Below are 26054 nucleotides of genomic sequence, written 5' to 3' on the forward strand. Positions count from 1 at the left end.
CCAAGCCAAGGACGTCAAATGCTCGAAATGCGCCCCGACTGCGAACGCTGCGGCACCGATCTTCCCGCCGATCAGGGCGGGGCGTTCATCTGCTCGTTCGAATGCAGCTTCTGCGCCGACTGCGCCGATCAGCTCGACGAGACCTGCCCCAATTGCGGCGGCGAACTGCTCGACCGCCCGGCCCGCGTCGGCGATGCGCTCAAGAAATATCCGGCCAGCACTGCGCGGCGCTTCAGCGGGAACGACAATTGACCCGCATCGCCGTCGTCGGCACCGGCGCGGTCGGCGCCAGCATCGCCGCCTGGCTGATCGCCGCGCCCGGCCATGACGTCACCCTCTGCGCGCGCACCCCGTTCACCACGCTGCGGGTCGAAACCCCCGACGGCGTGCTCGAAAGCACCCCGCACCTTCTCACCGACCCCGCCACCGCCCAGCCCGCCGACTGGGTGCTGGTGGTGACCAAGACCTATGACGCGCCGGGCGCGCAGCTCTGGCTCGACCGGCTGGTCGGCCCCGAAACCCATGTCGCAATCCTGCAGAACGGGGTCGAGCATTACAGCCGCTTCCCCACCCTCGACCCGGCGCGCATCGCGCCCGTCATCGTCGACATCCCCGCCGAACGCCGCGCCCCCGGCAATGTCGTTCAGCGCCGCAACGGCAGCCTCACCGTCCCCGACGACGACGCCGGACGCGCCTTCGCCGCGCTCTTCGCGCACAGCCCGATCGACACGATCCTGACCGACGACTGGCTGACCGCCGCCTGGCGCAAGCTCGCGGTCAATTGCGCCGGAGCCGTCAACGCCCTCACCCTCCAGCCCGCCGGCATCGCCCACGACGATGAAGCCGCCGAGCTAATGCGCGCGCTGATCCGAGAATGTGTCGCCGTCGGCCGGGCCGAGGGCGCAACGCTCCCCGACGACCTGCCCGACCAAGTGGTGGACGGCTATCGCAGCGGCCCGGCGGACTCGATCAACTCAATCCACGCCGACCGCCTCGCCAACCGCCCGACCGAAGCCGACGCCCGCAATGGCGTGATTGCCCGGCTGGGCGCGAAACATGGCATCGACACCCCGCTCAACCGCATGGCGGATGTGGTGCTGAGGAAGGGCACGACACGCGACTGACCTTCTTGTTCCCCTCCCTGAAAGGGAGGGGCTAGGGGTGGGTTTGCGGCCAGCGCGGCTCGACGCCGTGCTGGCCGCTCGCATCTCGGGATGCGCCTGTTGGAGCGCGCAGACGCGCGCACCCACCCCCAACCCCTCCCTTTCAGGGAGGGGAGTTTCAGCCACCCACCCTTTCCTACAGCCCCCCGCCTGTGTCATGGCTTGACCACAATGTCCGCGACCATCCAACCTCGACCCCATCGGCCTGACGCCCGCGTCGCGCTTCGGTCGCGCTACTGCCCAACAACTGTCGTGTCCCCGGCGCGAACCGGTTGTCCGCGCGTTGTCAGCCTGTCGCGTCGCCGTTGCGCATCTGTCGCCCGGATGTCGCCCCGGTGTCGCGTCAGTGTCGCGTCGCGGTCCGGAACCCGGCGCGAACCCGTCCTGTCGCCCCGACACACGCCCTTTTTCGTCAGCATCGTCCGGACAGTCGCGCCATGAGCATCCCCCGCATCCTCATCATCGCCGGCTCCGACTCCGGCGGCGGAGCCGGAATCCAGGCCGATATCCGCACCGTCACCATGCTCGGCGGCCATGCGACCACCGCGATCACCGCGATCACCGCGCAGAACACGCTCGGCGTCACCGCCATCCACCCGGTGCCGGTCGACATCGTGCTGGCGCAGATCGACGCCGTGACCTCCGACATCGGCTGTGACGCGGTGAAGATCGGCATGATCGGCTCGGCGGAGATCGCCCATGCCGTCGCCGACCGGCTCGAGGCGCTCGACTGTCCAATCGTGTTCGATCCCGTCATGATCGCCACCAGCGGATCGGTGCTCGCCGACCCCGAAACCATCGCCGCGTTCGAACGGCTGATGACGATCGCGTCGGTCGTCACCCCCAACCTGCCCGAACTCGCCGCGCTCGGTGGGCGCCAGGCGGTGCTCGCCTATGGCTGCCACCTCGCCGAAAAGGGCGGGCATAAGGAGGGGCCGACGATCCTCGATCAGCTCTATGCGCCGAAGGACCGGCTGGTGATGGAGATCGAGGCGGAGCGGATCGACACCCCCGACACGCACGGCACCGGCTGCACCTTCGCCGCCGCGCTCGCCACTGGCCTCGGCTCGGGCCTGTCGATCGGCGACGCGTTCATTCAGGCCGTGCGCTTTGTCCGCCTCGCGATCCTCAATGCGCCGGGACTTGGCGAAGGCCATGGCCCGGTCGGCCATGCGCTCGGCATGGTGCCGTTCGACGTGGTCGATGGCGCGGACGATGACGATGCCTGACCTGACCTTCGAGTTGCGCCACGCCGTCCGCGGCCCGGTCGCCGGCGTGGATGAGGCCGGCCGCGGCCCGCTCGCCGGACCGGTCGTCGCCGCCGCCGTGATCCTCGACCCGGCCTGCATCCCCGACGGCATCGACGATTCCAAGGCACTGACCGCCGCCAAGCGCGCCGCATTGTGCGAAGCGATCCTGCGCTGTGCCCGCGTCGGCATCGGCATCGCCAGTGTCGAGGAGATCGACCGGCTCAACATCCTGTGGGCAACGATGCTGGCAATGACCCGCGCCGTCGCCGCGCTCGACCTGCCGCCAGCCTATGTCCTGGTCGACGGCAACCGCTGCCCCGACTGGCCCCATGCCAGCGAGCCCGTGATCGGCGGCGACGCCCGCTGCCTGTCGATCGCCGCCGCCTCGATTGTCGCCAAGCACCGCCGCGACTGCATCATGGCCGAATTGGACGCCCTCCACCCCGGCTATGGCTGGGCCAGCAACAAGGGCTACGCCGCCCGCGTCCACCAAGAGGCGCTGCGCAATCTAGGCCCCACCCCCCACCACCGCCGCAGCTTCGCACCGGTGGCACAGGCGGAACTGAATTTTGGGGTTCCGGCATGATCGCGAACTATCTCAAATCTCCGTCTCAGCGTGAGGTTGAGGCCCGACTCGATAAGCTTGAATGTCAAAGAAGCAGTTTTGGCCGCGAGCCGCTTTTCGTGATCGACTGCCGGGGCAAGGCCGACGCATTTCGAGAAGTCCTGAGCGAGCGGCAACTCGATGCGATTAGCGAATGGCACTCGACCGGGAAGCTAAAATGGGTCGCAGATCTCGCCCGCCCCGCGCACGATTTCGCGCTCGGTGCGCTGCAAACGCGATTTGCCGCACTCGATGAGCCGACCCGCACGAAGCTTCACACAGCCTATTCAGACTGGATGGCCGCGCAGCAAATACATGGCGGCGATGCCAGCCTCGCCCCCATCTATATTATTCTGCCGATTAGCGGCATCCGCCTACCCTATGCCGCCAGCGACCTGATCAGCTTTGCCTGACCACGCTCTTTGAAATGAGGGAAAAGGCCCGCCGCCACACCACAGCGTGACGACGGGCCTCCTTTCCTCCCCAGGAAATGGTGACGGCGTTTACGCCGCGAACTGATTCATCGTGTTATGCGCCCCGCCGGCCTTCAGCGCGGCTTCACCAGCGAAATACTCCTTGTGATCATCGCCAATGTCGCTGCCCGACATGTTCTGGTGCTTCACACAGGCAATGCCCTGCCGGATCTCCTGCCGCTGCACGCCCTTGACGTAGCCGAGCATCCCCATCTCGCCGAAATACTCTCTGGCGAGATTGTCGGTCGACAGCGCCGCCGTGTGATAGGTCGGCAAAGTGATCAGGTGGTGGAAGATGCCGGCCCGCGCCGCCGCATCCTTCTGGAAGGTGCGGATCTTCTCATCCGCCTCGTCCGCCAGCTCGGTGCCGTCATAGTCGACGCTCATCAGCTTGGCGCGGTCATAGGCTGACACGTCCCGGCCCGCTTCCGTCCAGGCGTCGAACACCTGCTGACGGAAATTCAGCGTCCAGTTGAAGCTCGGCGAATTGTTATAGACCAGCTTGGCGTTCGGAACGACCTCGCGGATCCGGTCCACCATCGACGCGATCTGCTCGATATGGGGCTTTTCGGTCTCGATCCACAGCAGGTCGGCGCCATGTTGAAGGCTGGTGATGCAATCGAGCACGCAGCGATCCGCCCCGGTCCCCTCGCGGAACTGGAACAGGTTCGATGGCAGCCGCTTGGGCTTCATCAGCTTGCCGCCACGGTTGATGACGACATCGCCATTGACGCCCGACAGATCGGTGACCTCCTCGCAATCGAGAAAGGCGTTGTACTGATCGCCCAGATCGCCCGGCTCCTTGGAGTAAGCGATCTGCTTGGTCAGCCCGGCGCCGAGCGAATCGGTCCGCGTGACGATGATCCCGTCATCGACGCCCAGCTCCATGAAGGCATAGCGACAGGCGCGGACCTTCGCGAGGAAGTCCTCATGCGGCACCGTGACCTTGCCGTCCTGATGCCCGCACTGCTTCTCGTCGCTGACCTGATTCTCGATCTGGAGCGCGCAGGCCCCGGCCTCGATCATCTTCTTGGCGAGCAGATAGGTCGCCTCGGCATTGCCGAAGCCCGCATCAATATCGGCGATGATCGGCACGACATGCGTCTCGTAATGGTCGATCGCATTCTGGATCCGCGCCGCCTCGACCGCATTGCCGGCATCCCGCGCCGCATCGAGATCGCGGAACATCATCCCCAGTTCCCGAGCATCGGCCTGCTTGAGGAAGGTATAGAGTTCCTCGATCAGCGCGGGGACGCTGGTCTTTTCGTGCATCGACTGATCGGGCAGCGGCCCGAAATCGCTGCGCAGCGCCGCGACCATCCAGCCGGAAAGATAGAGGTAGCGCCGCTTGGTGCTGCCGAAATGCTTCTTGATCGCGATCATCTTCTGCTGCGCGATGAAGCCATGCCAGCAGCCGAGCGACTGGGTGTAGGCCGCCGGATCGGCGTCATAGGCCGCCATGTCGCGGCGCATGATCCCGGCGGTGTACTTCGCAATGTCGAGCCCGGTGCGGAACCGGTTCTGCAACCGCATCCGCGCAACCGATTCGGCATCGATGCCGTCCCAGCGGCCCTGCTGTGCGTCGATGGGCTTGGCGGCCCGGGCGATCTCGTCGTGGTAGGTCATTGCGGCACCTCGCTTGGATTGCGAGTGTGACTATTCACTTGGCCCGCCAATTACCGATGAAATCACCACCCAACCCGGTCGCTTGGTCGTCAGCCAGCGTTCAACGGTGTGTCGTTTTGTAAATTTGTGACTGCCTTCAGCTCACCGGAATCGGCCCCGGCGAGTCTTTTTCGCCACACCCCAAACCTAGTGCCTGTGGATAACTTCCGGACTCAACATGTGGATAAGTGCCGAAATGTTCCACCAAGTTAACGGAATCCCAAGCCTTTTCGTTAACCAATGTTCGCTTGACGGAGTCCTGAGTTCGTGGCGTTTCACCGGTTCAACGGGGTTTGGAGTGGTTAATGGGGGTCATCGAAAAGGTCGCTGAGGCGACGCAGGCAGCGGTCGAGGTGCGCACCCGCAGCTGGGTCGACGTGCTCCCGCTCGATTCGATCATCCAGCAGGATTGTATCGAAGCGATGCGCGCCCTTCCGGCCGCGTCGGTCGACATGATCTTCGCCGACCCGCCCTACAACCTCCAGCTCGGCGGCGACCTCAACCGCCCCGACGGCAGCCATGTCGACGCCGTCACCGACGATTGGGACAAGTTCGATTCGCTGTCCGCCTACGACGCCTTCACCCGCGCCTGGCTGGCCGAGGCACGCCGCGTGCTCAAGCCCAACGGCACGATCTGGGTGATCGGCAGCTATCACAACATCTTCAAGGTCGGCTCGGCGATCCAGGACCTCGGCTTCTGGATCCTCAACGACATCATCTGGCGCAAGGCCAACCCGATGCCCAATTTCAAGGGCACGCGCTTCACCAACGCGCACGAAACGCTGATCTGGGCGTCGATGGGCGAGAAGTCGAAATATACCTTCAATTACCGCAGCATGAAGACGCTCAACGACGAGCTTCAGATGCGCAGCGACTGGGAATTCCCGATCTGCGGCGGGCAGGAGCGGCTGAAGAAGAACGGCACCAAGGTCCACCCGACCCAGAAGCCCGAGGCGTTGCTCTACCGCGTCATGCTCGCCTGTACCAAGCCGGGCGACATCATCCTCGACCCGTTCTTCGGCACCGGCACCACCGGCGCGGTGGCCAAGCGCCTGCGCCGCCACTGGATCGGGATCGAACGCGAAGGCAATTATGTCGAGGCGGCACTGGAGCGCATCGCCGCGGCGCTGCCGCTCGACGAGAGCGCCGTCACCACGATGATGGCGCCGCGTCAGGCACCGCGCGTCGCGTTCGGCACGCTGATCGAAACCGGCTATCTCAAGCCCGGCACGGTGCTGAGCGATGCCAAGCGCCGCTGGCGTGCGGTGGTGAAGGCCGACGGATCGCTGCTCACCGATTGCGGCGTTGCCGGGTCGATCCACAAGGTCGGCGCGACGCTGCAGGGCGCACCGTCCTGCAATGGCTGGACCTTCTGGCACCATGAGGGTGCCGAGCGGCTCCAGCCGATCGACAGCCTGCGCCAGACCTATCTGCTCGCGACGCAGCCGTAACCGACCATCCGTTTGTGCTGAGCTTGTCGAAGCACGGTAGGCGTCACTAAAGGTGGCACCAAGCCCTTCGACAGGCTCAGGGCAAACGGAGTGATGGTGACCAACTTCCCCCCCGCCGCCCGCCTCTATCTCCGCCCCGTCGCGCCGGTCGATAGCCCGATCGGCTATGACGGACAGGTGGCACGGCTGGCCGGAGGACTTGGCTGGTTCGCCGCCTATGAGCTGATCGCGGTCGAGGGCGGCCGCCGTGTCGCGCAACGGCTCCTCCCCGTCGAACAGCTTCCCGGCCTGCTCACCCAGCTGCCCGACGCGCAAGCCGAACGGCTTCGCACCCTCGCCGCTGCCATCTCCGCCCCGCGCCCGGTGATCCGCGCGGGCGAGCGCGCGCTGCGTCTCGACCAGCCGCTCGTCGCGGGCATCCTCAACGTGACCCCCGACAGCTTCTCCGATGGCGGCAAACATGGCGCCGACCCAGCGGCAGTGGCGCAGTCCGGGTTCGACATGGGCGTTGCGGGCGCGTCGCTGGTCGATGTCGGTGGCGAATCGACGCGACCGGGTGCCGAAGCCGTGTGGGAAGGCGACGAGATTCAGCGCGTCGTCCCGGTCATCGAGCGGCTGGCAAAATCCGGCGTCCCGGTGTCGATCGACACGCGCAAGGCATCGGTGATGGAGGCCGCGCTCGCCGCTGGCGCGCATATCGTCAACGACGTCGCCGCGCTTGCCTATGATCCGCGCGCGATCGAGGTCGTGGCCCGCGCCGGATGCCCGGTGATCCTGATGCACTCGCCCGACCCGGCCCAGTCGCCGCATGGCGGCAGCGGCTATCGCGATCCGCTGATCGAGATTTTCGACTGGCTGGAGGCGAGGATCGCGGCGGTGGTTGCAGGCGGCGTCCAGCGCAGCAACATCCTGCTCGATCCCGGCATCGGCTTTGGCAAGTCGCTCGCCGACAATCTCGCGCTGATGAACGGCCTCACCCTGTTCCACGGGCTTGGCCTGCCAATCATGCTGGGCGCGAGCCGCAAGCGCATGATCGGCGCGCTGGATCATGAGGCACCGGTCGAGCGGCGGCTCGGCGGCTCAGTCACGCTCGCGATCAAAGGCGCTGAAGCAGGTTGTCAGTTACTGCGCGTCCATGACGTAGCCGAAACCGTACAGGCGGTGCGGGTCTGGCGGGGCATGAAGGACCACGGGCTGGTCGGCCAGCCGGGCTGAAGCGGATCAGATCCAGCCTGCCTCTCGCAGTGCTGCCACCCGCTCGCGCGAGACCGGCGCGCGCAGACCGTTGGCCAGCTCCAGCCTGACATTGCGCCCGTCGCGCTCGACCGCGGCGACCGCCGCCTGCGCGACCCACCAGCTGCGATGCACCTGCATCCCCGGCACCCCGGCAAGCTCGGCGATCGCATCGCGTATCCGCATCAGGATCAAGTCGCTGCCCAGCATGGTATGCGCGCGGACATAATGATCCTCCATCTCGAGCGCGATCAGCGTCGTCCCCAGATGCGGCGGAAGCCGATCCAGGAACGGCGAACCCGGCATTACGGCGGCGGGGGCCGGTTCGGGAAGGGATTCCGGCGAACGCTCATCCACCTGCGACCGCAAGACCGCACCGCGTGGGCTGCGCAGGTACAGGAGCAGCGTCACCGCTCCGCCGATCACAAGCACCTGCCCGTACCAGATCAACGCGCGGTCGATACTGTCAGGAGGCCTGCACATACCGGAGCAGCTCGCCGCCCAGACCAGCACCGTCATAGGCACCGTCGCGACCAGCGTCGCCACCACCCACATCGGCCCGATCGGAAGCTGTAGGCGCAGTCCGAGCCAAGTCGCCGCCGCACCGATCGGGCGATAGATCAGATAGCCGGCGACAATTAGCGGCACCCAGTAAAGCAGGCGCCATCCGAAACTCGCGGCGAAACTGCCGAACGGGCCGATCAGCGCCAGCACGATGCCGATCGCGACCATCGCCGCAAGCTCGATCAGGATCTGGCGCACCGTCGACATCTTTTCCCCTTGGCTAGCCCCACGCCTCTTATCGCCCGTTCGCGATGCGTGAACAGGCATTTGCGTCACCGTCCACGAAAGGCGCGCCCCGCTCACGCAACCGCGATTGCGATGCCAGCCCGGTCGGGCGAGGCCCTGTCCCGACAACCACACGGAGCCTTTCATGCACGCCGCCATGACCAATGCCACCATCCATCGCCGCCCCCCGCATGCCGGAGGATTCGACCTGTCCCCGATCTGGCGTGCGCTGGTGGCGATCAGCGGGGGCGCGATGACGCTGGCGATAGCCATCGCGCTGGCGCGGTGGGCGCTGGGCATGACCATCGACCATAGCTCGACCCGCCACCTCGCGGTCATCGTCCACGTCGCGACGGTGATCCCGGCCGTTCCGCTGGGCCTGTATCTGATGCTGACCCGCAAGGGTGGCGCACGGCACAAGTTGCTTGGCCGGATCTGGATCGCGCTGATGGTAACGACCGCGCTGGCCGCGATCTTCATCCGTCACATCAATGACGGGCAGTTCAGCTTCATCCACCTGTTCGTGCCGCTGACGCTGATCGGAGCATGGCAGACGGTCGCCAGTGCGCGCCGTGGCCAGCTGCGCAAACACCGCAACCACCTGCTCGGCCTCTATCTGGGCGCGCTGATCATTCCGGGCATCTTCGCCTTTGCCGGCAACCGCCTGATGGGGGCGTGGCTGTTCAGCTAGTTCAGCGGTCCGGGGCGCGTGCGCTGATCGACATAGGTGCGCTGGACCGTGAACGGGCTCACCCGCCCGTCGCGAAAGCGGTCGCGGCGACGCTCAGCTTCGGCCCCGATCTTTTCGAGGCTGTCGATCAGGTCGTCGAGGTTGCGGCGGCGCTCGATCGGGGTCGCGTCGCGGCTCTCATCCATGCACGCGGCAACGAGATCTGGAACGCGGCGGCGGATGACGTTCGCCCAGTCGACCGCGTCGGTCGCCAGCGGATCGGCATCGGCGATCGCGAGCAGCCGCGAACAGCTCGTCCGCGCCGCTGCGACCCGGCTCACCGCCCAATCGGCTTCAACGGCGGCCAGCGTCCACGCCGCCTCCAGCGGATCGCCCGGATCCGCCGCCTGCCCGCGCCGCAGCCGATAGCGGTCGAGCTTCGTGCGCAACCGACGGATGCCGAACCATGCACCGAGCGCTGCGGCACCTGCGGTGACAAGCAACACGGCGGTCGCCGCGAGGGCGAGAAAGGCGGCGACGAAGGCGATAAAGCGCAGCATGCCCGATTATATGGGATGCACTGCCCGCTTCGCCAGCCTCACAGCGTGTAACCACCGTCAGCGAGCAACGTCGTACCGGTGATCAGCGCTGACTGGTCGCTCAGCAGAAACGCGATCTGCTCCGCCACTTCCTCCGCCTTGGCATAGCGACCCAGCGGCGTCGCCATTGCGGCGAGTTCGGCGAAGGCGGCATCGCGCCCGATTTCCGCCACGCGCTCCGCAAACATCGGCACTGCGTCCCACACCGGTGTCTCGACCCCCGCCGGGGCAATCGCGTTGACGCGGATGCCGTCGCCCGCCCCCTCCTTCGCCGCGACCTTGGCAAGGTGGATCAGCGCCGCCTTGGAACAGCCATAGGCGGCGACGCCCGGCTCGGCCTTGATCCCCGCCGCCGACGCGGTCAGCACGATGCTGCCCCCACGCCCCGCCATCGCCCGCATCGCCGCGCGCAGCGTCAGGAAGGCGCCATCGAGATTGACCGACAGGATGCGCCGCCACTCGGCAAAGTCGAGCGTCGCGATGGCGCCGGCGCCCGCGATCCCGGCATTGACCACCGCATGATCGAGCCCGGACAGGTCGACGCCGTCCCACAGCCGCTCATCCGCGACATCGCCCACGACGCGTTGCGTCTCTACCCCAAGATCCAGTGCCCCCAGCGCCGCCGCATCACGATCAACCAGGATGAGCCGCCCGGCACCCTCCGCCGCCAGCAACCGCGCCACGGCCAGACCAATGCCGGACGCGGCGCCGGTGATGAGGATATTACGCGCTTCAAACCGGTGTGCCATCACGGTAGCATAACGATGTTGGGCCCCGACGCGAAGCGGGCGCGACCTGGAGGACTTTATGCGCGAACCCGCTGATCGATACGCGTCCGTCGCAATCCTGCTCCACTGGCTGATCGCCGGATTGCTGACCGGCAACATCGTCATCGCCCTGACGATGGACAGCGCCGCCCTGTTTCAAACGCACAAGTCGATCGGCATCCTCGTCCTGCTGCTGACCGGGGTGCGCCTCGTCTGGCGGCTGACCCATCGCTGGCCGGCGCTCGCGGCGAGCCTTGGCGCATGGGAGCGCATGGCGGCCCGCACCACCCACTTCGCCTTCTACGTGCTGTTGCTGGCAGTACCGCTGCTCGGCTGGGCGGCGGCGTCGACCGGACGGCGCGGGACTGGCGACCTGTTCGGCGTCATCCCGTGGTTCGACCTGCCGCTCGGCAAATCGGGCGAACTCCACGATTTGACCGGTGAGGCGCATGAGCTGGCCGTCTATCTGACGATCGCACTCATCGTCCTGCACGTCGCGGGCGCGCTCAAGCACCAGTTCGTCGATCGCGACGGCACGCTCCGCCGGATGCTTCCGGGACGCTGAAACCCTACGCCGCGTTCTGGTCGATCCCCAGTTCGCCGAGCTTGCGGTAGAGCGTCGAGCGGCCGATGCCGAGCCGGCGGGCGACCTCGGTCATCCGCCCGCGATAATGGCCGATCGCGAGGCGAATGACATCGGCTTCGATCTCTTCGAGCGCACGCAAGTTTCCGTCGGGCTTGAACAGCGTCACCCCCGCCCCTTGCGCGGCCCCGCCATGCGACTGCGCGCTGCCCGCCGGACGTCCGCCGGCAAGCTGCGCGATCTGCGGGAAATCGGCACGGGTCAGCGCGTCGCCGTCGCAAAGCACCGCGGCGCGGAACAGCGCGTTCTGCAGCTGGCGGACATTGCCCGGCCAGTCATAGCCGCCAAGCAGCGCCAGCGCGTCGTCGGTAATACCAAGCGGCCGCAGTCCCGGCTGTTCCGCGATCCGGGCAAGCAGGTGGCGCGCAAGCGGAGGAACATCACCGGCGCGGTCGCGCAGCGGCGGGATCGTCACCTGGACGACGTTGAGGCGGTAATAAAGGTCCTCGCGAAAACGCCCTTCCTCAACCTCGGTCAGCAGCGTCTTGTTGGTCGCCGCAATCACGCGGACGTCGACCTGCGATGCGTGGCGCGCGCCGATCGGCTGAACCTCGCCCGACTGGACCACCCGCAGCAGCTTGACCTGCGCCTCGAGCGGCATCTCGCCGATCTCGTCGAGGAAGATGGTGCCACCATCGGCCTCTTGAAAGCGGCCGATCTTGCGTTCGAACGCGCCGGTGAACGCGCCCTTTTCATGCCCGAACAGCTCGGATTCGACGAGGTTGGCGGGGATTGCGCCGCAATTGACGCGCACCACCGCCTTGTTGTGACGCGGCGACGCGGCATGGATCGCCTCAGCCACCACTTCCTTGCCGACGCCGCTCTCACCTTCGATCAGCACCGGCACGCGCGCCCGCGCCGCCTTCGCCGCGATCGCCAGCGCGGCGCGGAATTGCGGTGCGGACCCGACGATCTCGTCGAAGGCGAGGTGCGCGGACATTTTCTCGGTCAGCGGGCGCAACTCGCCTGCGACCTTCGCCCCCACCGCGCAGTCGAGTGCGGCGAGCAGGCGTTCGGCGGCGAGCGGCTTGACCAGGAAGTCGGTCGCCCCCGCGCGCATCGCACTCACCGCCGCCGCAACCGACCCATTTGCGGTCAGCAGCAAGATTGGCAACATCGGCCGGTTCGCGCGCAACTCGGCGATCAGCGATGCCGCGTCGAAATCGGGCGCCCAGTGATCGATGATGATCGCGTCGAGCGCCATCCCGTCAGGCGTGCCCAACGTCGCCACCGCCGTTTCATGGTCGCTGGCAAAGATCGTGCGCCATCCACGCCGCGCGGCAATCGCGGCGATCAACCGGCGCTGCGCCGGTTCCTCGTCGATCAGCATCAGCTGGCGCTGTCCGTTGCGCGTCATCTCAAAGTCCCCCAACCTGTCTCGGTTGTCCCTAATTCGGTCACTTGCATAAGACGGTCGGGTAAAGACGGGCTTAAGCCTGACTAAAGCGCAGAGGGGTTGAGGGGCGCGCGACCGCTGGCTAAGACAGGGACAATTACAGCGTTATTAGGGGAAGACGCATGGCCCAGAGCGGCGACATGAAGGCACATGAAGCGACCTATGGCGGATTCATGCGCCTGTTGAAGGTCGGGACAATCGCGAGTGTGATCGTCACCGCGTTCGTCATCTGGCTGATCGCAGCCTGACGTGAAGATCGCGGTCCTCAAGGAGACCGCCGCTGGAGAGCGGCGCGTCTCCGCGACGCCGGAAACCGTCAAGAAGTTCGTTTCGCTAGGCGCTGTTGTCGCCGTCGAAAGCGGAGCGGGTGACACCGGTTTCCTAAACGATGCCTCCTTTGAAACGGCGGGTGCGAGCATCGGCTCGCGCGCCGACGTGCTGGCCGATGCCGACATCGTGCTGGGGGTGCAGGGTGCCGATCCCGCGACGCTCGCCGGGATCAAGCCGGGTGCGTGGCTGGTCGCCGGGCTGAACCCGTTCGGCGAGCGCGCGCGCGTCGATGCCTATGCCGCGCTCGGGATCGAGGCGCTGGCGATGGAGTTCATGCCGCGCATCACCCGTGCGCAGTCGATGGACATCCTCTCGTCCCAGTCGAACCTGGCGGGGTACAAGGCAGTGCTGGACGCCGCGTCCGAATATGGCCGCGTCTTCCCGATGATGATGACCGCCGCGGGCACAGTGTCCGCCGCCAAGGTGTTCGTCATGGGCGTCGGCGTCGCCGGGCTTCAGGCGATCGCCACCGCCCGCCGCCTCGGCGCGCAGGTCTCGGCGACCGACGTGCGCAGCGCGACCAAGGAGCAGATCCAGTCGCTCGGCGCCAAGCCGATCTTCGTCGAGAATGTCGCCGGGATCGAAGGCGAAGGCTCGGGCGGCTATGCCACCGAAATGAGCGACGAGTATAAGGCCGCTCAGGCCGAACTCGTGTCGTCGCACATCGCCAAGCAGGACATCGTCATCACCACCGCACTGATCCCGGGCCGCCCCGCGCCCCGGCTGATCAGCGACGCACAGATCGCGTCGATGCGTCCGGGCAGCGTCATCGTCGACCTCGCGGTCGAAGCCGGCGGCAACGTCGAAGGCGCGGTCGCGGGTGAGGTCGTGGAGAAGCACGGCGTCAAGATCGTCGGCCACCGCAACGTCTCGTCCCGACTGGCGAGCGACGCCTCCGCGCTGTTCGCGCGCAACCTGTATAACTTCCTCTCGGCCTTCTGGGACAAGGAAGCGGGCAAGCCGATGCTGGATGAAGAGATCGGCGACGCGATCCGGCTGACGCAGGGCGGCAAGGTGGTGAATCCGAGGTTGCTAGGTTGAGCGTGAGCGCTCCGCTTGCGTTCGTGGCCGCGTCGATCTCTTTCGGTGGCGTGACCGAACTGCCCGTCGATCCGCTATCGAAAGCCTATTGGCAACTCTTGGACGAACGCCGCTGCGCGATCCTTCAATTTTCCAAAGAGCACCTCGCGGTTCTCGGCGAGCTGGATCGCACCGACACGATCCTGCTCAAAGCTGGTGAAAGCGGATTAACGAAGCACCTGACCGATGCCGCAGCGAAATGGCGCAAGGATGATGCAGTGGCGGACAAGATCTGCGATTTTCAGGCTCCTGGCTGGCGCGGCCGGGCCGTCGACTCGCTCAAAGAGGCAAATGACGCGCTGGAAAGCGCTGTACGCAGCAGTGCGAAGGGGTAATCATGGACTTCATCTCTATCCTGTCGATCTTCGTGCTGGCGTGTTTCGTCGGCTATTATGTCGTGTGGTCGGTGACCCCGGCGCTGCACACGCCGCTGATGGCGGTCACCAATGCGATTTCGTCGGTGATCATCGTCGGCGCGCTGATCGCGTCGGCCGCTGCCGGCAGCCCGACCGCGAAATGGCTCGGGCTGATCGCGGTGGCGCTGGCCAGCGTCAACATCTTTGGCGGGTTCGCCGTGACCGAGCGGATGCTCGCCATGTACAAGAAGAAGGGCTGAGCCGATGCACGAGGCCACACCGCTCAACCCCTGGGTTGCGCTCGCCTATCTGATCGCGGGCGTGTGTTTCATCGTCGCACTGCGCGGCCTGTCGTCGCCGGCGACCAGCCGTCGCGGCAACCGTTTCGGCATGGCCGGCATGCTGATCGCAGTGGTGACGACGCTCGTCACGCACGAGATCGCGTCACTGCCCGAGATCATCGGCGCAATCGCCATTGGCGGCGGGTTCGGCTGGGTCGTCGCGCGCAAGATCAAGATGACCGACATGCCGCAGCTGGTGGCGGGCTTCCACTCACTCGTCGGCCTTGCCGCAGTGCTGGTCGGCGTCGCTGCTTATCTCAACCCCGAGGCGTTCGGCATCGTCTTTCCCGCTGGGTCACCCGACGCCGGCCTGATCCTGCCGGTCAGCCGGATCGAGCTGGGCCTGGGCGTCGCGATCGGCGCGATCACCTTCTCCGGCTCGGTCATCGCCTTCCTCAAGCTCAACGGCAACATGGGCGGCGCGCCGATCATGCTGCCTGGGCGCCACATCATCAACCTTGGCACGCTGGCCGCGATCCTTGGCCTGATCGCGTTCATGACGGTCGAGCTGCGCGCGCCTGACTGGGTGTTCTGGACCGTGCTCGTCCTGTCCTTCGTCATCGGGTTCCTGCTGATCATCCCGATCGGCGGCGCGGACATGCCGGTGGTTGTGTCGATGCTCAACAGCTATTCGGGCTGGGCAGCGGCGGCGATGGGCTTCACGCTCGGCAACACCGCGATGATCATCACCGGCGCACTGGTCGGCAGTTCGGGCGCGATCCTGAGCTACATCATGTGCAAGGCGATGAACCGCAGCTTCATCAGCGTGATCGCGGGCGGCTTTGGCGGCGACAGCGGCGGTCCGACGGGCGCGGCAGCGACCGATCGCCCGTGGAAGCGCGGCTCCGCCGAGGACGCCGCCTTCCTGATGAGCCAGGCCGAACAGATCATCATCGTCCCCGGCTACGGCATGGCGGTCGCGCAGGCGCAGCACGCGCTGCGCGAAATGGGCGACAAGCTCAAGGAGCATGGCGTCCGCGTGAAGTACGCGATCCACCCGGTCGCGGGGCGTATGCCCGGCCATATGAACGTGCTGCTCGCCGAAGCGAACGTCCCCTATGACGAGGTATTCGAGCTGGAGGACATCAACAGCGAGTTCGCCCAGACCGACGTCGCCTTCATCATCGGCGCGAACGACGTGGTGAACCCGGCGGCGAAGACCGACAAGAGCTCGCCCATCTATGGCATGCCGGTGTTCGACGTGAACAAGGCCAAGACGGTGTTGTTCATCAAGCGCAGCATGGGCGGTGTCGGCTATGCCGGCGTCGACAATGACGTGTTCTACCAGGACAACACCATGATGCTGCTCGCTGATGCCAAGAAGATGGTCGAGGAAATCGTCAAGTCGCTCGACTGAGCCCGTTCCGTCCCGGTCGCTGATAATCGCTTGATATCGCGACGCGACCGGGACAGCATCGCCCCTGCAATCTTGGGGGGATGAGCAATGCTGAGTGTCGGGCGGATTTTGGAGGGCGCATTCGGGCTGCTGCGCGAACGCTATGTGGCGGTCGCGGTGTGGACCGGTATCTATCTCGCCGGCAACATCGCGCTGATGCTGTCATTCGGCTCGATGTTCGGGGCCGCGATGAATCCCGCCGTCGCCACCGATCCGAGCGCGGTAATCGGCGCGATGATCCCGGTCTATCTGATCAGCTTCGTCATGGGTCTGGTGGGCATCATACTCTACGCCGCCGCGATGCGCGCCGTACTGCGGCCAGACGCGGGCGGCCTCGCCTATCTGCGGCTGGGGATGGACGAGTTGCGGTTGCTGGGCCTGGTGATCCTGTTCGGCATCGTCGGCTTCGTGCTCATGGTCGCCTTCATGATCCTCATCAGCCTGCTCGGCGTCGGTGCGGCAATGGGCAGCCAGTCGAGCGGCGGCACGGTCATCGTGATGATCGTCGGCATGATCGCGCTGTTCGCGGTGATGCTCTACTTCATCGTCCGCTTCTCCCTCGCCTTCCCCCTAACGCTCCACCGCGGCCGGATCACGCTGGGCGAAGCGTGGCGGCTGAGCCGCGGGCGGTTCTGGACGCTGTTCGGCGCTGCATTCGTGATCACGGTGCTGGTGTCCGTGCTCAATATGGCGGTCTCGCTCGTTACCATGGGTAGCTATATGTTCGACATGATGGCCGCCGCCGGCAATCCGGAAGCCGCCGCCCGGGCCATGGAGTCGCAGACGCGGTCCTTCGGACAGCTCGGGCCGATGATGATCCTGTCTTCGCTGGGGGGCGCAATCGTCGCTGGGCTATGGGTAGCACTGAGCGGCGGGAGCATCGCCACTGCGGCGAAGCTGTTGCTCGACGACGAAATGGACGATGCCGAGGACGTATTCGGCTAACGCGCTTGCTTTATCGCATCCGTTCTGGAGATAACGGGCGGCAGACCGGTTGAAATCGGAGCTGCCTTGTGCTGACGCGCCGCCCCATCCCGCGATTACATCCGCATTGCAGCGCAAAGCGGAGGGATTGCGATGAGTGACGCCATGCCGGTTGCAGAGCTTGCCGCCGACGCCGCCCGCGTTCTGGTCGTGGCAGCGGCAGCGGTGCAGGAGCGGCATGGGGCAGCCGTTGCCGCGAGCGGCGCGCGCTTGCTGGGCGCGGTGGCCCCGGATGCGGTCGCGGCGGCGCTCGACAGCCTGATCGCCGCCGAGCTTATCGTGATCGACGGCACCGGCATCGATCCGGATCGGGTGGCGGCAAGCGCCGGGCGGGTTTCCGACTGGACCCGCGGCGGCGACTGCCGGATCGTAGCCTTGCTCGACGCCGACGCGCTCGACCTAGCCGCACCGATGCTGATGGACGCTGGCGCGACCCTGCTCTGCAATCCGAGCGCGTCCGACTACGCCGCAGCATTGGCCCAGGCTACGGCCCCGCCCGGTGCGCGGCTGCACGATGCGACGCGCGAGCGGGAGAGCGAACGTCTGCGGCTGCTCAACGAAGAGGTCGCGCGGCTCGCGGCCGTCCTGTCCGATTTCGCCGCCGATCCGGTGCGGCGCGAGCTGCGCGAACCCGGCCGTGGCTATCGTCCCGAACCGAGCGGCGAGCCCGATCCTACGCCGCGCACCGTCCGTGCCACGATCCGCGCCCGACGGCTGCGGGACCAGCATTTTCACCCCGAGCTGTTTGCCGACCCCGCCTGGGACATGCTGCTCGACCTGTACGCCGCCAAGCTCGAGCGTGCCCGGGTTTCAGTCTCCAGCCTGTGTATCGCAGCCTCCGTCCCGCCGACCACTGCGCTGCGCTGGATCGGGACGATGCACGATGCGGGACTGTTCGAGCGCGAGGCCGATCCCGGCGACCGGCGGCGGGCGCATATCACGCTGTCGGAGCGGGCGGCGGAAGCGATGCGGGGGTATTTCACGGCGGTCGCGCGGCTGGGGCTGATGCCGGCCTGAGGTGGTGAGCCCTGATGGATTCGAACCATCGACCTACTGATTAAAAGTCAGTTGCTCTACCGACTGAGCTAAGGGCCCCCATGCTGGGTCAGGCGCTGCACCTAGGCGGCGATCCGCTGCGGGTCAACCGGGCAGGCAGGCCGCGAGTTGACGGATTGTCCGTCCAGTCAGCGGATCGCGCCAGTCCGGGACGATGGCCAGCAGCGGGCGCAGGACGAAGTCGCGCTGGCGGAACAGCGGATGGGGCACGGTGAGGCCCGGGCTGCTCCATGGGCCGCCGGACCAGAGGATCAGGTCGAGATCGATCACCCGCGCGTCCCAGCGGCGACCACGACGACGGCCGAAATCGCGCTCGATCTGTTTGAGACGGGCGAGCAGTTCGGGCGGGGTTTCGGCGCTTTCGATCAGAATCGCGGCATTGGCGAAGCGGCGGCGCGAGGGGCCCAGCGGGGCGGTTTCGATTCCCCGCGATTGCGCGACGACACCGCCGATCGCCGCGACCGCCGCCGCCAGCTCGTGTCGCGGCGAGCCATGGCGACCGCGCCGGTTCGATCCCAGCGCGATAACGTAATGGTGGGTTGAGGCGTTCACCCGCCCCGCCTATCCCGGCTGCATGATCCCGCCAAGTCCGTTGCCCGATACCGAGCCACCCCGCGATTGCCCGCGCTGTCCCCGGCTGGTCGCGCTGCGGCAGGAGTTGCGCGCCGAGTATCCCGACTGGTGGAACGCGCCGGTGCCGGCGTTCGGCGACCCGGATGGCTGGCTGGGCATCATCGGGCTGGCACCGGGGAAGCATGGGGCGAACCGGACCGGGCGGCCATTTACCGGCGATTTCGCCGGCGATCTGATGTTCGCGACGCTGGCCAAGTTCGGCTGCACGCAGGGGCAGTATGAGAGCCGCGCCGATGACGGGTTGCAGCTGAGCGGCGCGATCATCGTCAATTCGGTCAAATGCCTGCCGCCGGAGAACAAGCCGACGCCGGAAGAGGCGCGGACCTGTCGCCCGTTCGCCGAAGCACAGGTCGATGCGCTGCCCAATGCCCGCATCTTCATCGCCTTGGGCCAGATCGCGCATCAGAGCGCGGTCAAGATTTTGGGCGGCAAGCTGCCCAAATGCCGCTTTGCCCATCTGGCGGAGCATCGCATGCCGGACGGGCGGGTGCTGATCGATAGCTATCACTGCTCGCGCTACAACCAGAATACCGGGCGACTGACGGCGGAGATGTTCGAGGCGGTGTTTGAGCGGGCGCTGGAGCTGCGCGGGACGGTGTGAGCGTCCGACGAACCTGACGTTTTTGAGTGGATTTTCGGCTGAGGCGACCGCGAGGCGACCGGTTTGCGCCTGCGACGCGACACCGACGCGACAGATGCGCGACGCCGGATGGCGGGGTGTCAGGCTGTTCGCGAAGGGGATGAGGACAGTCCCCGAGTTGTCGAAGGGACAATCGAGATATGCCTGATCGGGGTCTGTAGGAAAGCGGTTTTCGGGGGCGGTCGATCCTCCCCCGCCAGGGGGAGGTGTCAGCGTAGCTGACGGAGGGGGAGGAAGCACGGCCCTTGAGCCTTGAGGACGCAGCCGTCCTCCCCCTCCGTCGCCTTCGGCGCCACCTCCCCCTGGCGGGGGAGGATTGTTTGGTCAGACGTCCTCTACCATGCGCCGGTACAGCTCTGGCCTGCGGTCGCGGAAGAAGCCCATGCCGGCGCGGTGCTTGCGGGCGCGGTCGAGGTCGAGCGTCGCGGTGAGGACGCCGGTTTCCTCGGCGCCGAATTCGGCGATGATGTCGCCCCATTCGTCGCAGATGAAGCTGTGGCCGTAGAAGCGCTGGTCGCCCTCGGTCCCGATGCGGTTGCTGGCGACGACGGGGACGACATTGGACACGGCATGGCCGATCATCGCGCGGCGCCACATGCGGCTGGTATCGAGATCGGCGTCATAGGGCTCCGACCCGATCGCGGTGGGGTAGAACAGCAGCTGCGCGCCCATCAGCATCATCGTGCGCGCGGTTTCGGGGTACCATTGGTCCCAGCAGATGCCGACGCCGAGCGCGGCGTCTTCGGCCGGACCGTCCCACACCTTGAACCCGGTATTGCCGGGGCGGAAATAATATTTCTCTTCATAGCCCGGGCCGTCGGGGATGTGGCTCTTGCGATAGACGCCCGCGACCTTGCCGTCGGGGCCAATCATCGCGAGGCTGTTGTAGAAATGCGGGCCGTCGGCCTCGAAAAAGCTGGTTGGGATGTGAATCTGCAGCTCTGCCGCGAGCTTCTGCATCGCGGTGACGGCGGGATGGCTGGCGAGTGGCCGCGCAGTCGCGAACAGCGCCTCATCCTCGACCCGGCAAAAATATTCGCCTTCGAACAATTCGGGGGGCAGGACGACCTGCGCGCCCTTCCCCGCCGCCTCGCGGACGAGGTCGGTGACGTTGGCGATGTTCTGCGCCGTGTCGGTGGTGAAGGCGAGCTGCAGCGCGGCGACGGTGATCTGGGTCATGTGGGAGTATTTAGGGGCGCGGTGGGGAAAGCGCACGTGATTCGCGCGGGAAAGCTAGTCCAGATCGATTACGGCACGATAGCGCTCGCCATAGACCTCTTTGAACACAAGCGCATAAGGGTCAGCCGCATTTGGCTCCTCATCATCCCAGCCCATTTCTGTATATGCTGCGGCTATAGCGGCTTGCACGTCGGGATTTCCCGCCACCTCTGGGTCAGGACCATAGCCGAGAAACGCCAACGGCCAGCCGTCCAGCACCGGCCATTCAAAGGGATTGAAGCATGCCACACCGGGCGTGCGTTGCAGCAGTTCTGTTTCGAGGGAGGCTTCAGCTCCGTTAAGGACGATGTCGTGCAGGGTGTATTGCGCATCAGCCATGAACCTCGCCAGCGCGCCGCTAGCGATGCATCGCGCGCAAACCGTCGGCGTCGTCGTGGCATAGATTACGCCAGTGTACTTCCATCCGCATGTCGTGGTGCAAACGTCGCAACGGTCATCTGACGCCTCGAGATAGTTCCCCTCCCGATAGGCGTTCGGGTTGAATCGAAAATACGGCTGATCCGCGTCCATAGTGCTTGGTTACTTCGGAATCTGCTGGCTGATGCAGTGGAAGCTGCCGCCGCCGGTCAGGATATGGTCCGCGCGCAGGCCAACTGCCTCGCGGCCCGGGAACAGGGCGCCGATCGTCTCCACGGCCTTGCGGTCATTGGGCTGGCCGTACACCGGCACCACCACGGCGGCGTTGCCGATGTAGAAGTTCATATAGCTCGCCGGCACGACCACATCGCCATGGATGACGCGGCCGGGTGAGGGAATGGGGACGACCTCGACCCCGAACGCCTCAGCGCGGCGTTTGGCGTCGGCGTAGACCAGCCAGTTGGGGTCGTTTTCCTCCGGCACCGGGATCGCCAGCCGGTTTTCGCCGACGAAGCGGGCGAGGTTGTCGACATGGCCGTCGGTGTGATCATGCGCCAGGCCGTTACCGAGCCACAGCACGCGGTCGAAGCCGAGATCCGCGCGCAGTCGCCGCTCCGCCTCACCCTGTGACAGGCCGGGGTTGCGGTTGCGGTTGAGCAGGCATTGTTCGGTGGTGACGACCAGGCCGGTGCCGTCCCAGTCGATCGATCCGCCCTCAAGCACCCAGTCATGCTCGACCGTATCCATCCGCTTCTTCGCGGCGAGGCGGCGGCCGATATCCTCGTCGCCATCATACTCATATTTCCCGCCCCAGCCGTTGAAGCCGAACGCGTGGCCGATCCCGGCGCTGTCGACGATCACGCCGGTGTCGCGCAGCCAGATGTCGCCGAACGGGGCGACCACCACCTTCGCCGTATCGCCGACCAGCAGCGATGCGGCGGCGGCGGCTTCGTCATCGGCGGCGACCAGCAGCACCTGTTCGCCCGCGCCCCCGGCATGGACTGCGCGGGCGAAGGCGGCGACCTCGGCCCGGGCGGCGCCAAGCGAGTCCCACAGATCGGGATGGCTGGGGAAACCGATCCAGACGGCCTTGTGCGGCGCCCATTCGGGGGGAAGGTGCGGGGTCGTCACGGTGTTACTTGGCTCCTGCGCGGGATTTGTCGCGGGCGGCGCGGAATTCGTCGCCCTCGACCCAATTGGGCCAGTCGGTGGTCATCGCGAGCATGCGACCGACGGCGTAATAGACCTGAAGATCCTTTTCCGCGCCCGCCCAGTTCCAGTTGGGATCGAACTCGTCCTTCGGGCCGTGATATTTGTTCTTCTCATAGTCCGCAGCGGCGACGCGGCCGGCATCGCGGCCACCCTCGACCAGATCGTCGCCGGCATCGAAATAGAGCATCGGCACGCCATGCTTCGCCAGCATGAAATGGTCGGAGCGGTAGTAGAAGCCCTTTTCCGGGGTCGGTTCGGCATTGGCCATGCGGTTCTGCTTGGCGAGCGCGGCCTTGAGATAGGTGTCGAGCGCCGACTTGCCCATGCCCATGACGACGACGTTCTTGGCCGGCGGCGTCAGGTTCATCGCGTCGATGTTCACGCCGCCCACCGTCTTGGCGAGCGGGTAGACCGGGTTGTCGCCATAATATTTGGAGCCGAGCAGGCCCGATTCCTCGGCGGTGACGGCGAGGAAGACGAGGCTGCGGTCGGGTGCGCCGGCGTCCTTATTCGCCTTGGCGATCGCGATCAGCGCGGCGGTGCCGGTGGCGTTGTCGACCGCGCCGTTGCAGATGTCGTCGCCATCGGGCGCGGCTTCGCAGCGGCCGAGATGGTCCCAGTGCGCGGTGTAGAGGACGACCTCGTCAGGGCGCTTGGTGCCGGGGAGGATGCCGATGACGTTCTTGGACGCGTGCTTGCGTATGCTGTTGTCGAAGCTGAGCGATGCCTTGACGTCACCCAGCGGCACGGCCTTGAAGCCTTTCACCTTGGCGGCGGCGGAGAGCTTGTCGAAATCCTGTCCGGCGCTGGCGAACAAAGCCTTGGCCTTATCGAGCTGGATCCAGCCATTGGCGGCGGTCTGGTCGGAATGGCCGTTGGCGGAGTCGGCGACCTGTTGCTCGCCGGTCCAGCTCGACTGGACGACGTTCCAACCATAGGCGGCGGGCTGGGTATCGTGGACGATCAGCGCGGCGGCGGCACCCTGACGCGCGGCCTCCTCGTACTTGTAGGTCCAGCGGCCGTAATAGGTTATCGCCTGACCGCCGAACTCGCCCTGCAGCCCGGCGGTTTCCCAATCGGGGTCGTTGACGAGGATGACGACGGTCTTCCCCCTTACGTCCACGCCGGCATAGTCGTTCCAGCCCTTTTCAGGCGCGTTGATGCCATAGCCGACGAACACGACCGGGCTGTCCTTGACCGCGATGTTCGGGGTCACGCGATAGGTGCTGGCGACGAATTCGGGGCCGTAGTTGAGGCGCATCGCCTGCGTGCCGCCGGTGAAGGTCAGCGGGGAGACATTCTGCGCGGTGATTGCGACCAGCGGGACGTCTTGGAACCAGCTGCCGTTGTTGCCGGGCTGAAGCCCCGCCTTCTGGAACTGTTCGACGAGGTAGGCGAGCGTCTTGGCCTCACCCGGGGTGCCCGGCGCGCGGCCCTCGAATGCGTCGGAGGAGAGCGTTTGCGTCGCTTCCTTCATCACGTCCATCGGCATGGCGGGGAGCGCGACGTCCGGCACCGCGGCGGTGTCGGAAGCGGTCGAGCAGGCGGCAAGGCCCAGCAGGGCGAGCAGCGCAAGGCGCATGGGGCATCGTCTCCACGGATACGAGTGATGGGGAGACTATTGGCAGGGGGGCGGGGGCGGGGCAAGCGGCGGGTGCGGCGTGCCCTCCACCGCTCTGCCCACCTTGGTCGGTTTTTGAAACAACGTGGCTTGCCCGATACTCGAACCGATAATAGCCTTTGTCGACAAGGGGGTATTATGCGATTTTCGATCATGTGGGCCGCGCTCGCCGTGGCTGCGGCACCGGCGGCCGCACAGGGTTTCGACGCCGCGAAGGCGTTTGGCGCGCGCGAATCGATCGCGCAGGTGAGCCTGTCGCCCGACGGGACACGCATCGTCTATGTCTCGCCCCATGCGGGCCGGGGATCGGCGATCTATGTCGCCAAGCTCGATGGATCCGCCCCGCCGGTCCGCGTGGGGGTGACCGACGGCAAGCCCGATCGTGTGGGCTATTGCCGCTGGGCCAGTAACACGCGGCTGTTGTGCAGCACCTGGGGGATCATCACCAACCCGCTGCTGATGACCGTCTCGCGCCTTGTCGCGATGGACGCGGACGGAAAGAATGTCCAGGTGATCGAGCAGCCGGGCACCGGGCGCGAACTGCTGGGCAGTACCGGCTTTGGCGGCGCGGTGATCGACTGGAACCCGGGGACCGATGGCAGCGTACTGATGATGCGCGGCTATGTTCCGGAATATGATACCGGCACGCGGCTGGCGCAGACCAAGCGCGGCGTGGGCGTCGATCTGATCGATGTCACCACGATGAAGGTGCGCAATGTCGAACGCCCGGCGGAAGACGCGGCGCGCTACATCACCGACGGCCGGGGCAATGTCCGCATCATCGCGCGGATCGTCGAGCGCGACGGCTATTCGATCGGGCCACGGCTTTATTCCTTCCGCCGCAAGGACAAGCAGCAATGGGAGGCGCTGAGCCGCATCGACACGACCAACCAGACCGATCCGGCGTTCACGCCCCAGGCGGTCGATCCGACGCTGGACATCGCCTATGGCTTCAAGCGCCATCAGGGGCGGCTCGCCGTGTTCAGCAAGGCGCTGGACGGCAGCGGGACCGAAACGCTCGTCTATGCGCACCCGAACGTCGATGTCGACGGTCTGGTGCGGATCGGCCGCAACAACCGCGTCGTCGGCGTGAGCTATTCCACCGACAAGACGCATGTCCATTATTTCGACAAGGACGTGGCGACGCTGCGCACGATGCTGGGTCGGGCGCTGCCCAAGCTGCCCATGCTGGACATCGTCGATTCGAGCGAGGATGAGAAGCGGATGCTGGTGTGGGCCGGCAGCGACACCGATCCCGGGCGCTATTTCCTGTTCGACCGCACGACCAAACAGCTATCCGAGCTGATGCTGACCCGGCCCGAACTGGAGGCTGTCGCATTGGGGACCATGCGGTCGGTCAGCTACCCCGCCGCCGACGGTACGATGATCCCCGCCTATCTGACGATGCCGGCGGGAAGCAGCGGAAAGAACATTCCCGCGATCGTCCTGCCGCATGGCGGCCCGGGCGCGCGCGATTATTGGGGGTTTGACTGGCTGTCGCAATATTTTGCCAGCCAGGGCTTTGCCGTGCTGCAGCCCAATTTCCGCGGATCGGCTGGCTATGGCGACGCGTGGTTCCAGCGCAACGGGTTCCAGGACTGGCGGGTCGCAATCGGCGATGTCGCCGATGCCGGGCGCTGGCTGGTCAAACAGGGCATCGCCGATCCGGCCGAACTCAATATCCTGGGCTGGTCCTATGGCGGCTATGCGGCGTTGCAATCGGCGGTGGTCGATCCCGACCTGTTCAAGCGCGTGGTTGCGATCGCGCCGGTGACGGACCTGGAAAAGCTCAAGTCGGACAATGAAGGCTATTCCAGCTTTGTCGTCGTCTCGCGCTTCGTGGGATCGGGGCCGCATGTCGTCGAAGGCTCGCCAGCCCGCCACGCGGCGAAGATCAAGGCACCCGTGCTGATGTTCCATGGCGACATGGATCAGAATGTCGCGATCGGCCAGGCACGGCTGATGCAGGACAAGATGAAGTCTGCCGGTGGCCGAAGCGAACTGGTCGAGTATCCCGGCCTCGACCATTATCTGGAGGACAGCGGCGCGCGCGAAGAGATGCTGCGCAAGACCGCCGCGTTCCTGAAAGCGCCGGTGAAGTAGTCG

28 protein-coding genes and 1 tRNA gene are annotated in these 26054 nt (G+C 66.1%); 18 read left to right on the plus strand and 11 right to left on the minus strand.

Annotated elements, in window-relative coordinates; all coding sequences use genetic code 11:
- The first annotated feature begins 18 nt into the window (after positions 1-18).
- From K9B35_RS10170 to K9B35_RS10190, 5 genes are all read left to right on the plus strand, one after another.
- Positions 19-252, plus strand: a complete 234-nt coding sequence (locus tag K9B35_RS10170) for a DUF1272 domain-containing protein (protein ID WP_224921733.1) — start codon at positions 19-21, stop codon at positions 250-252.
- Positions 249-1124, plus strand: coding sequence for a 2-dehydropantoate 2-reductase (locus K9B35_RS10175; protein ID WP_224921734.1), 876 nt, complete (start codon positions 249-251; stop codon positions 1122-1124). Before K9B35_RS10170 ends, K9B35_RS10175 begins: the two co-directional genes overlap by 4 nt.
- Before the next feature lie 476 nt (positions 1125-1600).
- Positions 1601-2392: a bifunctional hydroxymethylpyrimidine kinase/phosphomethylpyrimidine kinase gene (gene thiD, locus K9B35_RS10180; RefSeq protein ID WP_224921735.1), complete on the plus strand. Its 792-nt coding sequence runs from the start codon at positions 1601-1603 to the stop codon at positions 2390-2392.
- Positions 2385-2999, plus strand: coding sequence for a ribonuclease HII (locus tag K9B35_RS10185; RefSeq protein WP_224922228.1), 615 nt, complete (start codon positions 2385-2387; stop codon positions 2997-2999). Before thiD ends, K9B35_RS10185 begins: the two co-directional genes overlap by 8 nt.
- A complete protein-coding gene (locus K9B35_RS10190; RefSeq protein ID WP_224921736.1) occupies positions 2996-3430 on the plus strand; it encodes a hypothetical protein in 435 nt (144 codons plus the stop codon). The genes K9B35_RS10185 and K9B35_RS10190 overlap by 4 nt, the downstream gene beginning before the upstream one ends.
- Positions 3431-3520: 90 nt before the next feature.
- Here K9B35_RS10190 and K9B35_RS10195 read toward each other — a convergent pair whose 3' ends face one another.
- Complete coding sequence (locus K9B35_RS10195) at positions 3521-5116, minus strand: isocitrate lyase (RefSeq protein ID WP_224921737.1); 1596 nt, start codon at positions 5114-5116, stop codon at positions 3521-3523.
- 344 nt (positions 5117-5460) lie between these two features.
- Between K9B35_RS10195 and K9B35_RS10200 the strand changes: the two genes are divergently transcribed.
- Both K9B35_RS10200 and folP read left to right on the plus strand, forming a co-directional pair.
- Positions 5461-6606, plus strand: a complete 1146-nt coding sequence (locus tag K9B35_RS10200) for a site-specific DNA-methyltransferase (RefSeq protein WP_318245966.1) — start codon at positions 5461-5463, stop codon at positions 6604-6606.
- Positions 6607-6702: 96 nt separating this feature from the next.
- Entirely contained in the window at positions 6703-7821 is a 1119-nt protein-coding gene (folP, locus tag K9B35_RS10205) for a dihydropteroate synthase (RefSeq protein WP_224921738.1), read from the plus strand.
- A gap of 6 nt (positions 7822-7827) precedes the next feature.
- Here folP and K9B35_RS10210 read toward each other — a convergent pair whose 3' ends face one another.
- The gene (locus K9B35_RS10210) at positions 7828-8610 is read right to left on the minus strand and encodes a LytTR family DNA-binding domain-containing protein (protein ID WP_224921739.1); all 783 of its coding nucleotides are present in this window, start codon (positions 8608-8610) and stop codon (positions 7828-7830) included.
- 163 nt (positions 8611-8773) lie between these two features.
- Between K9B35_RS10210 and K9B35_RS10215 the strand changes: the two genes are divergently transcribed.
- On the plus strand, positions 8774-9319 hold the full coding sequence (locus K9B35_RS10215; RefSeq protein ID WP_224921740.1) for a DUF2306 domain-containing protein: 546 nt from the start codon (positions 8774-8776) through the stop codon (positions 9317-9319).
- Here K9B35_RS10215 and K9B35_RS10220 read toward each other — a convergent pair.
- Both K9B35_RS10220 and K9B35_RS10225 read right to left on the minus strand, forming a co-directional pair.
- A complete protein-coding gene (locus tag K9B35_RS10220; RefSeq protein ID WP_224921741.1) occupies positions 9316-9858 on the minus strand; it encodes a hypothetical protein in 543 nt (180 codons plus the stop codon). The genes K9B35_RS10215 and K9B35_RS10220 overlap by 4 nt on opposite strands.
- A 38-nt stretch (positions 9859-9896) precedes the next feature.
- Positions 9897-10646 (minus strand): SDR family NAD(P)-dependent oxidoreductase, encoded by a 750-nt coding sequence (locus K9B35_RS10225; protein WP_224921742.1) that lies wholly within the window; start codon positions 10644-10646, stop codon positions 9897-9899.
- A 58-nt stretch (positions 10647-10704) separates the two neighbouring features.
- Between K9B35_RS10225 and K9B35_RS10230 the strand changes: the two genes are divergently transcribed.
- Positions 10705-11229 (plus strand): cytochrome b, encoded by a 525-nt coding sequence (locus K9B35_RS10230; RefSeq protein WP_224921743.1) that lies wholly within the window; start codon positions 10705-10707, stop codon positions 11227-11229.
- 4 nt (positions 11230-11233) lie between these two features.
- On the opposite strand, the gene K9B35_RS10235 is transcribed toward K9B35_RS10230, so the two are convergent.
- Positions 11234-12664: a sigma-54-dependent transcriptional regulator gene (locus K9B35_RS10235; RefSeq protein ID WP_224921744.1), complete on the minus strand. Its 1431-nt coding sequence runs from the start codon at positions 12662-12664 to the stop codon at positions 11234-11236.
- Between the two features lie 161 nt (positions 12665-12825).
- On the opposite strand from K9B35_RS10235, the gene K9B35_RS10240 reads away from it, so the two are divergent.
- The 7 genes from K9B35_RS10240 (at position 12826) to K9B35_RS10270 (ending at position 18207) form a co-directional block, all read left to right on the plus strand.
- The gene (locus K9B35_RS10240; protein ID WP_224921745.1) at positions 12826-12951 is read left to right on the plus strand and encodes an aa3-type cytochrome c oxidase subunit IV; all 126 of its coding nucleotides are present in this window, start codon (positions 12826-12828) and stop codon (positions 12949-12951) included.
- Position 12952: 1 nt separating this feature from the next.
- Positions 12953-14074, plus strand: coding sequence for an NAD(P) transhydrogenase subunit alpha (locus K9B35_RS10245; RefSeq protein ID WP_224921746.1), 1122 nt, complete (start codon positions 12953-12955; stop codon positions 14072-14074).
- 50 nt (positions 14075-14124) lie between these two features.
- A complete protein-coding gene (locus K9B35_RS10250; protein WP_224921747.1) occupies positions 14125-14448 on the plus strand; it encodes a hypothetical protein in 324 nt (107 codons plus the stop codon).
- 2 nt (positions 14449-14450) lie between these two features.
- Positions 14451-14729 carry an NAD(P) transhydrogenase subunit alpha gene (locus tag K9B35_RS10255; protein ID WP_066579070.1) on the plus strand — a complete coding sequence of 93 codons (279 nt, stop codon included), beginning with the start codon at positions 14451-14453 and terminating at the stop codon, positions 14727-14729.
- Positions 14730-14733: 4 nt separating this feature from the next.
- The gene (locus K9B35_RS10260; protein WP_224921748.1) at positions 14734-16167 is read left to right on the plus strand and encodes an NAD(P)(+) transhydrogenase (Re/Si-specific) subunit beta; all 1434 of its coding nucleotides are present in this window, start codon (positions 14734-14736) and stop codon (positions 16165-16167) included.
- Between the two features lie 87 nt (positions 16168-16254).
- Complete coding sequence (locus tag K9B35_RS10265; protein ID WP_224921749.1) at positions 16255-17151, plus strand: hypothetical protein; 897 nt, start codon at positions 16255-16257, stop codon at positions 17149-17151.
- Between the two features lie 132 nt (positions 17152-17283).
- Positions 17284-18207, plus strand: a complete 924-nt coding sequence (locus tag K9B35_RS10270) for a hypothetical protein (RefSeq protein WP_224921750.1) — start codon at positions 17284-17286, stop codon at positions 18205-18207.
- Positions 18208-18209: 2 nt separating this feature from the next.
- Here K9B35_RS10270 and K9B35_RS10275 read toward each other — a convergent pair.
- Both K9B35_RS10275 and folK read right to left on the minus strand, forming a co-directional pair.
- Positions 18210-18285: transfer RNA gene (locus K9B35_RS10275), tRNA-Lys, on the minus strand.
- A gap of 45 nt (positions 18286-18330) precedes the next feature.
- The gene (gene folK, locus K9B35_RS10280; RefSeq protein ID WP_224921751.1) at positions 18331-18798 is read right to left on the minus strand and encodes a 2-amino-4-hydroxy-6-hydroxymethyldihydropteridine diphosphokinase; all 468 of its coding nucleotides are present in this window, start codon (positions 18796-18798) and stop codon (positions 18331-18333) included.
- Positions 18799-18820: 22 nt separating this feature from the next.
- On the opposite strand from folK, the gene K9B35_RS10285 reads away from it, so the two are divergent.
- Positions 18821-19480 (plus strand): uracil-DNA glycosylase, encoded by a 660-nt coding sequence (locus K9B35_RS10285; protein ID WP_224921752.1) that lies wholly within the window; start codon positions 18821-18823, stop codon positions 19478-19480.
- A 363-nt stretch (positions 19481-19843) separates the two neighbouring features.
- On the opposite strand, the gene aguB is transcribed toward K9B35_RS10285, so the two are convergent.
- From aguB to K9B35_RS10305, 4 genes are read right to left on the minus strand one after another with little or no spacing between them, the layout of a single operon-like run.
- Entirely contained in the window at positions 19844-20698 is an 855-nt protein-coding gene (aguB, locus tag K9B35_RS10290; protein ID WP_224921753.1) for an N-carbamoylputrescine amidase, read from the minus strand.
- Positions 20699-20752: 54 nt separating this feature from the next.
- Entirely contained in the window at positions 20753-21268 is a 516-nt protein-coding gene (locus K9B35_RS10295; RefSeq protein ID WP_224921754.1) for a CbrC family protein, read from the minus strand.
- Between the two features lie 9 nt (positions 21269-21277).
- A complete protein-coding gene (locus K9B35_RS10300; protein WP_224921755.1) occupies positions 21278-22246 on the minus strand; it encodes an agmatine deiminase family protein in 969 nt (322 codons plus the stop codon).
- Between the two features lie 4 nt (positions 22247-22250).
- Positions 22251-23909 carry a M28 family metallopeptidase gene (locus K9B35_RS10305; protein ID WP_224921756.1) on the minus strand — a complete coding sequence of 553 codons (1659 nt, stop codon included), beginning with the start codon at positions 23907-23909 and terminating at the stop codon, positions 22251-22253.
- Between the two features lie 177 nt (positions 23910-24086).
- Between K9B35_RS10305 and K9B35_RS10310 the strand changes: the two genes are divergently transcribed.
- Complete coding sequence (locus tag K9B35_RS10310; RefSeq protein WP_224921757.1) at positions 24087-26051, plus strand: alpha/beta hydrolase family protein; 1965 nt, start codon at positions 24087-24089, stop codon at positions 26049-26051.
- Positions 26052-26054 lie beyond the last annotated feature (3 nt).

Origin of the sequence: Sphingomonas sp. R647, from assembly GCF_020177055.1 — a bacterium.
Lineage (GTDB): Bacteria > Pseudomonadota > Alphaproteobacteria > Sphingomonadales > Sphingomonadaceae > Sphingomonas.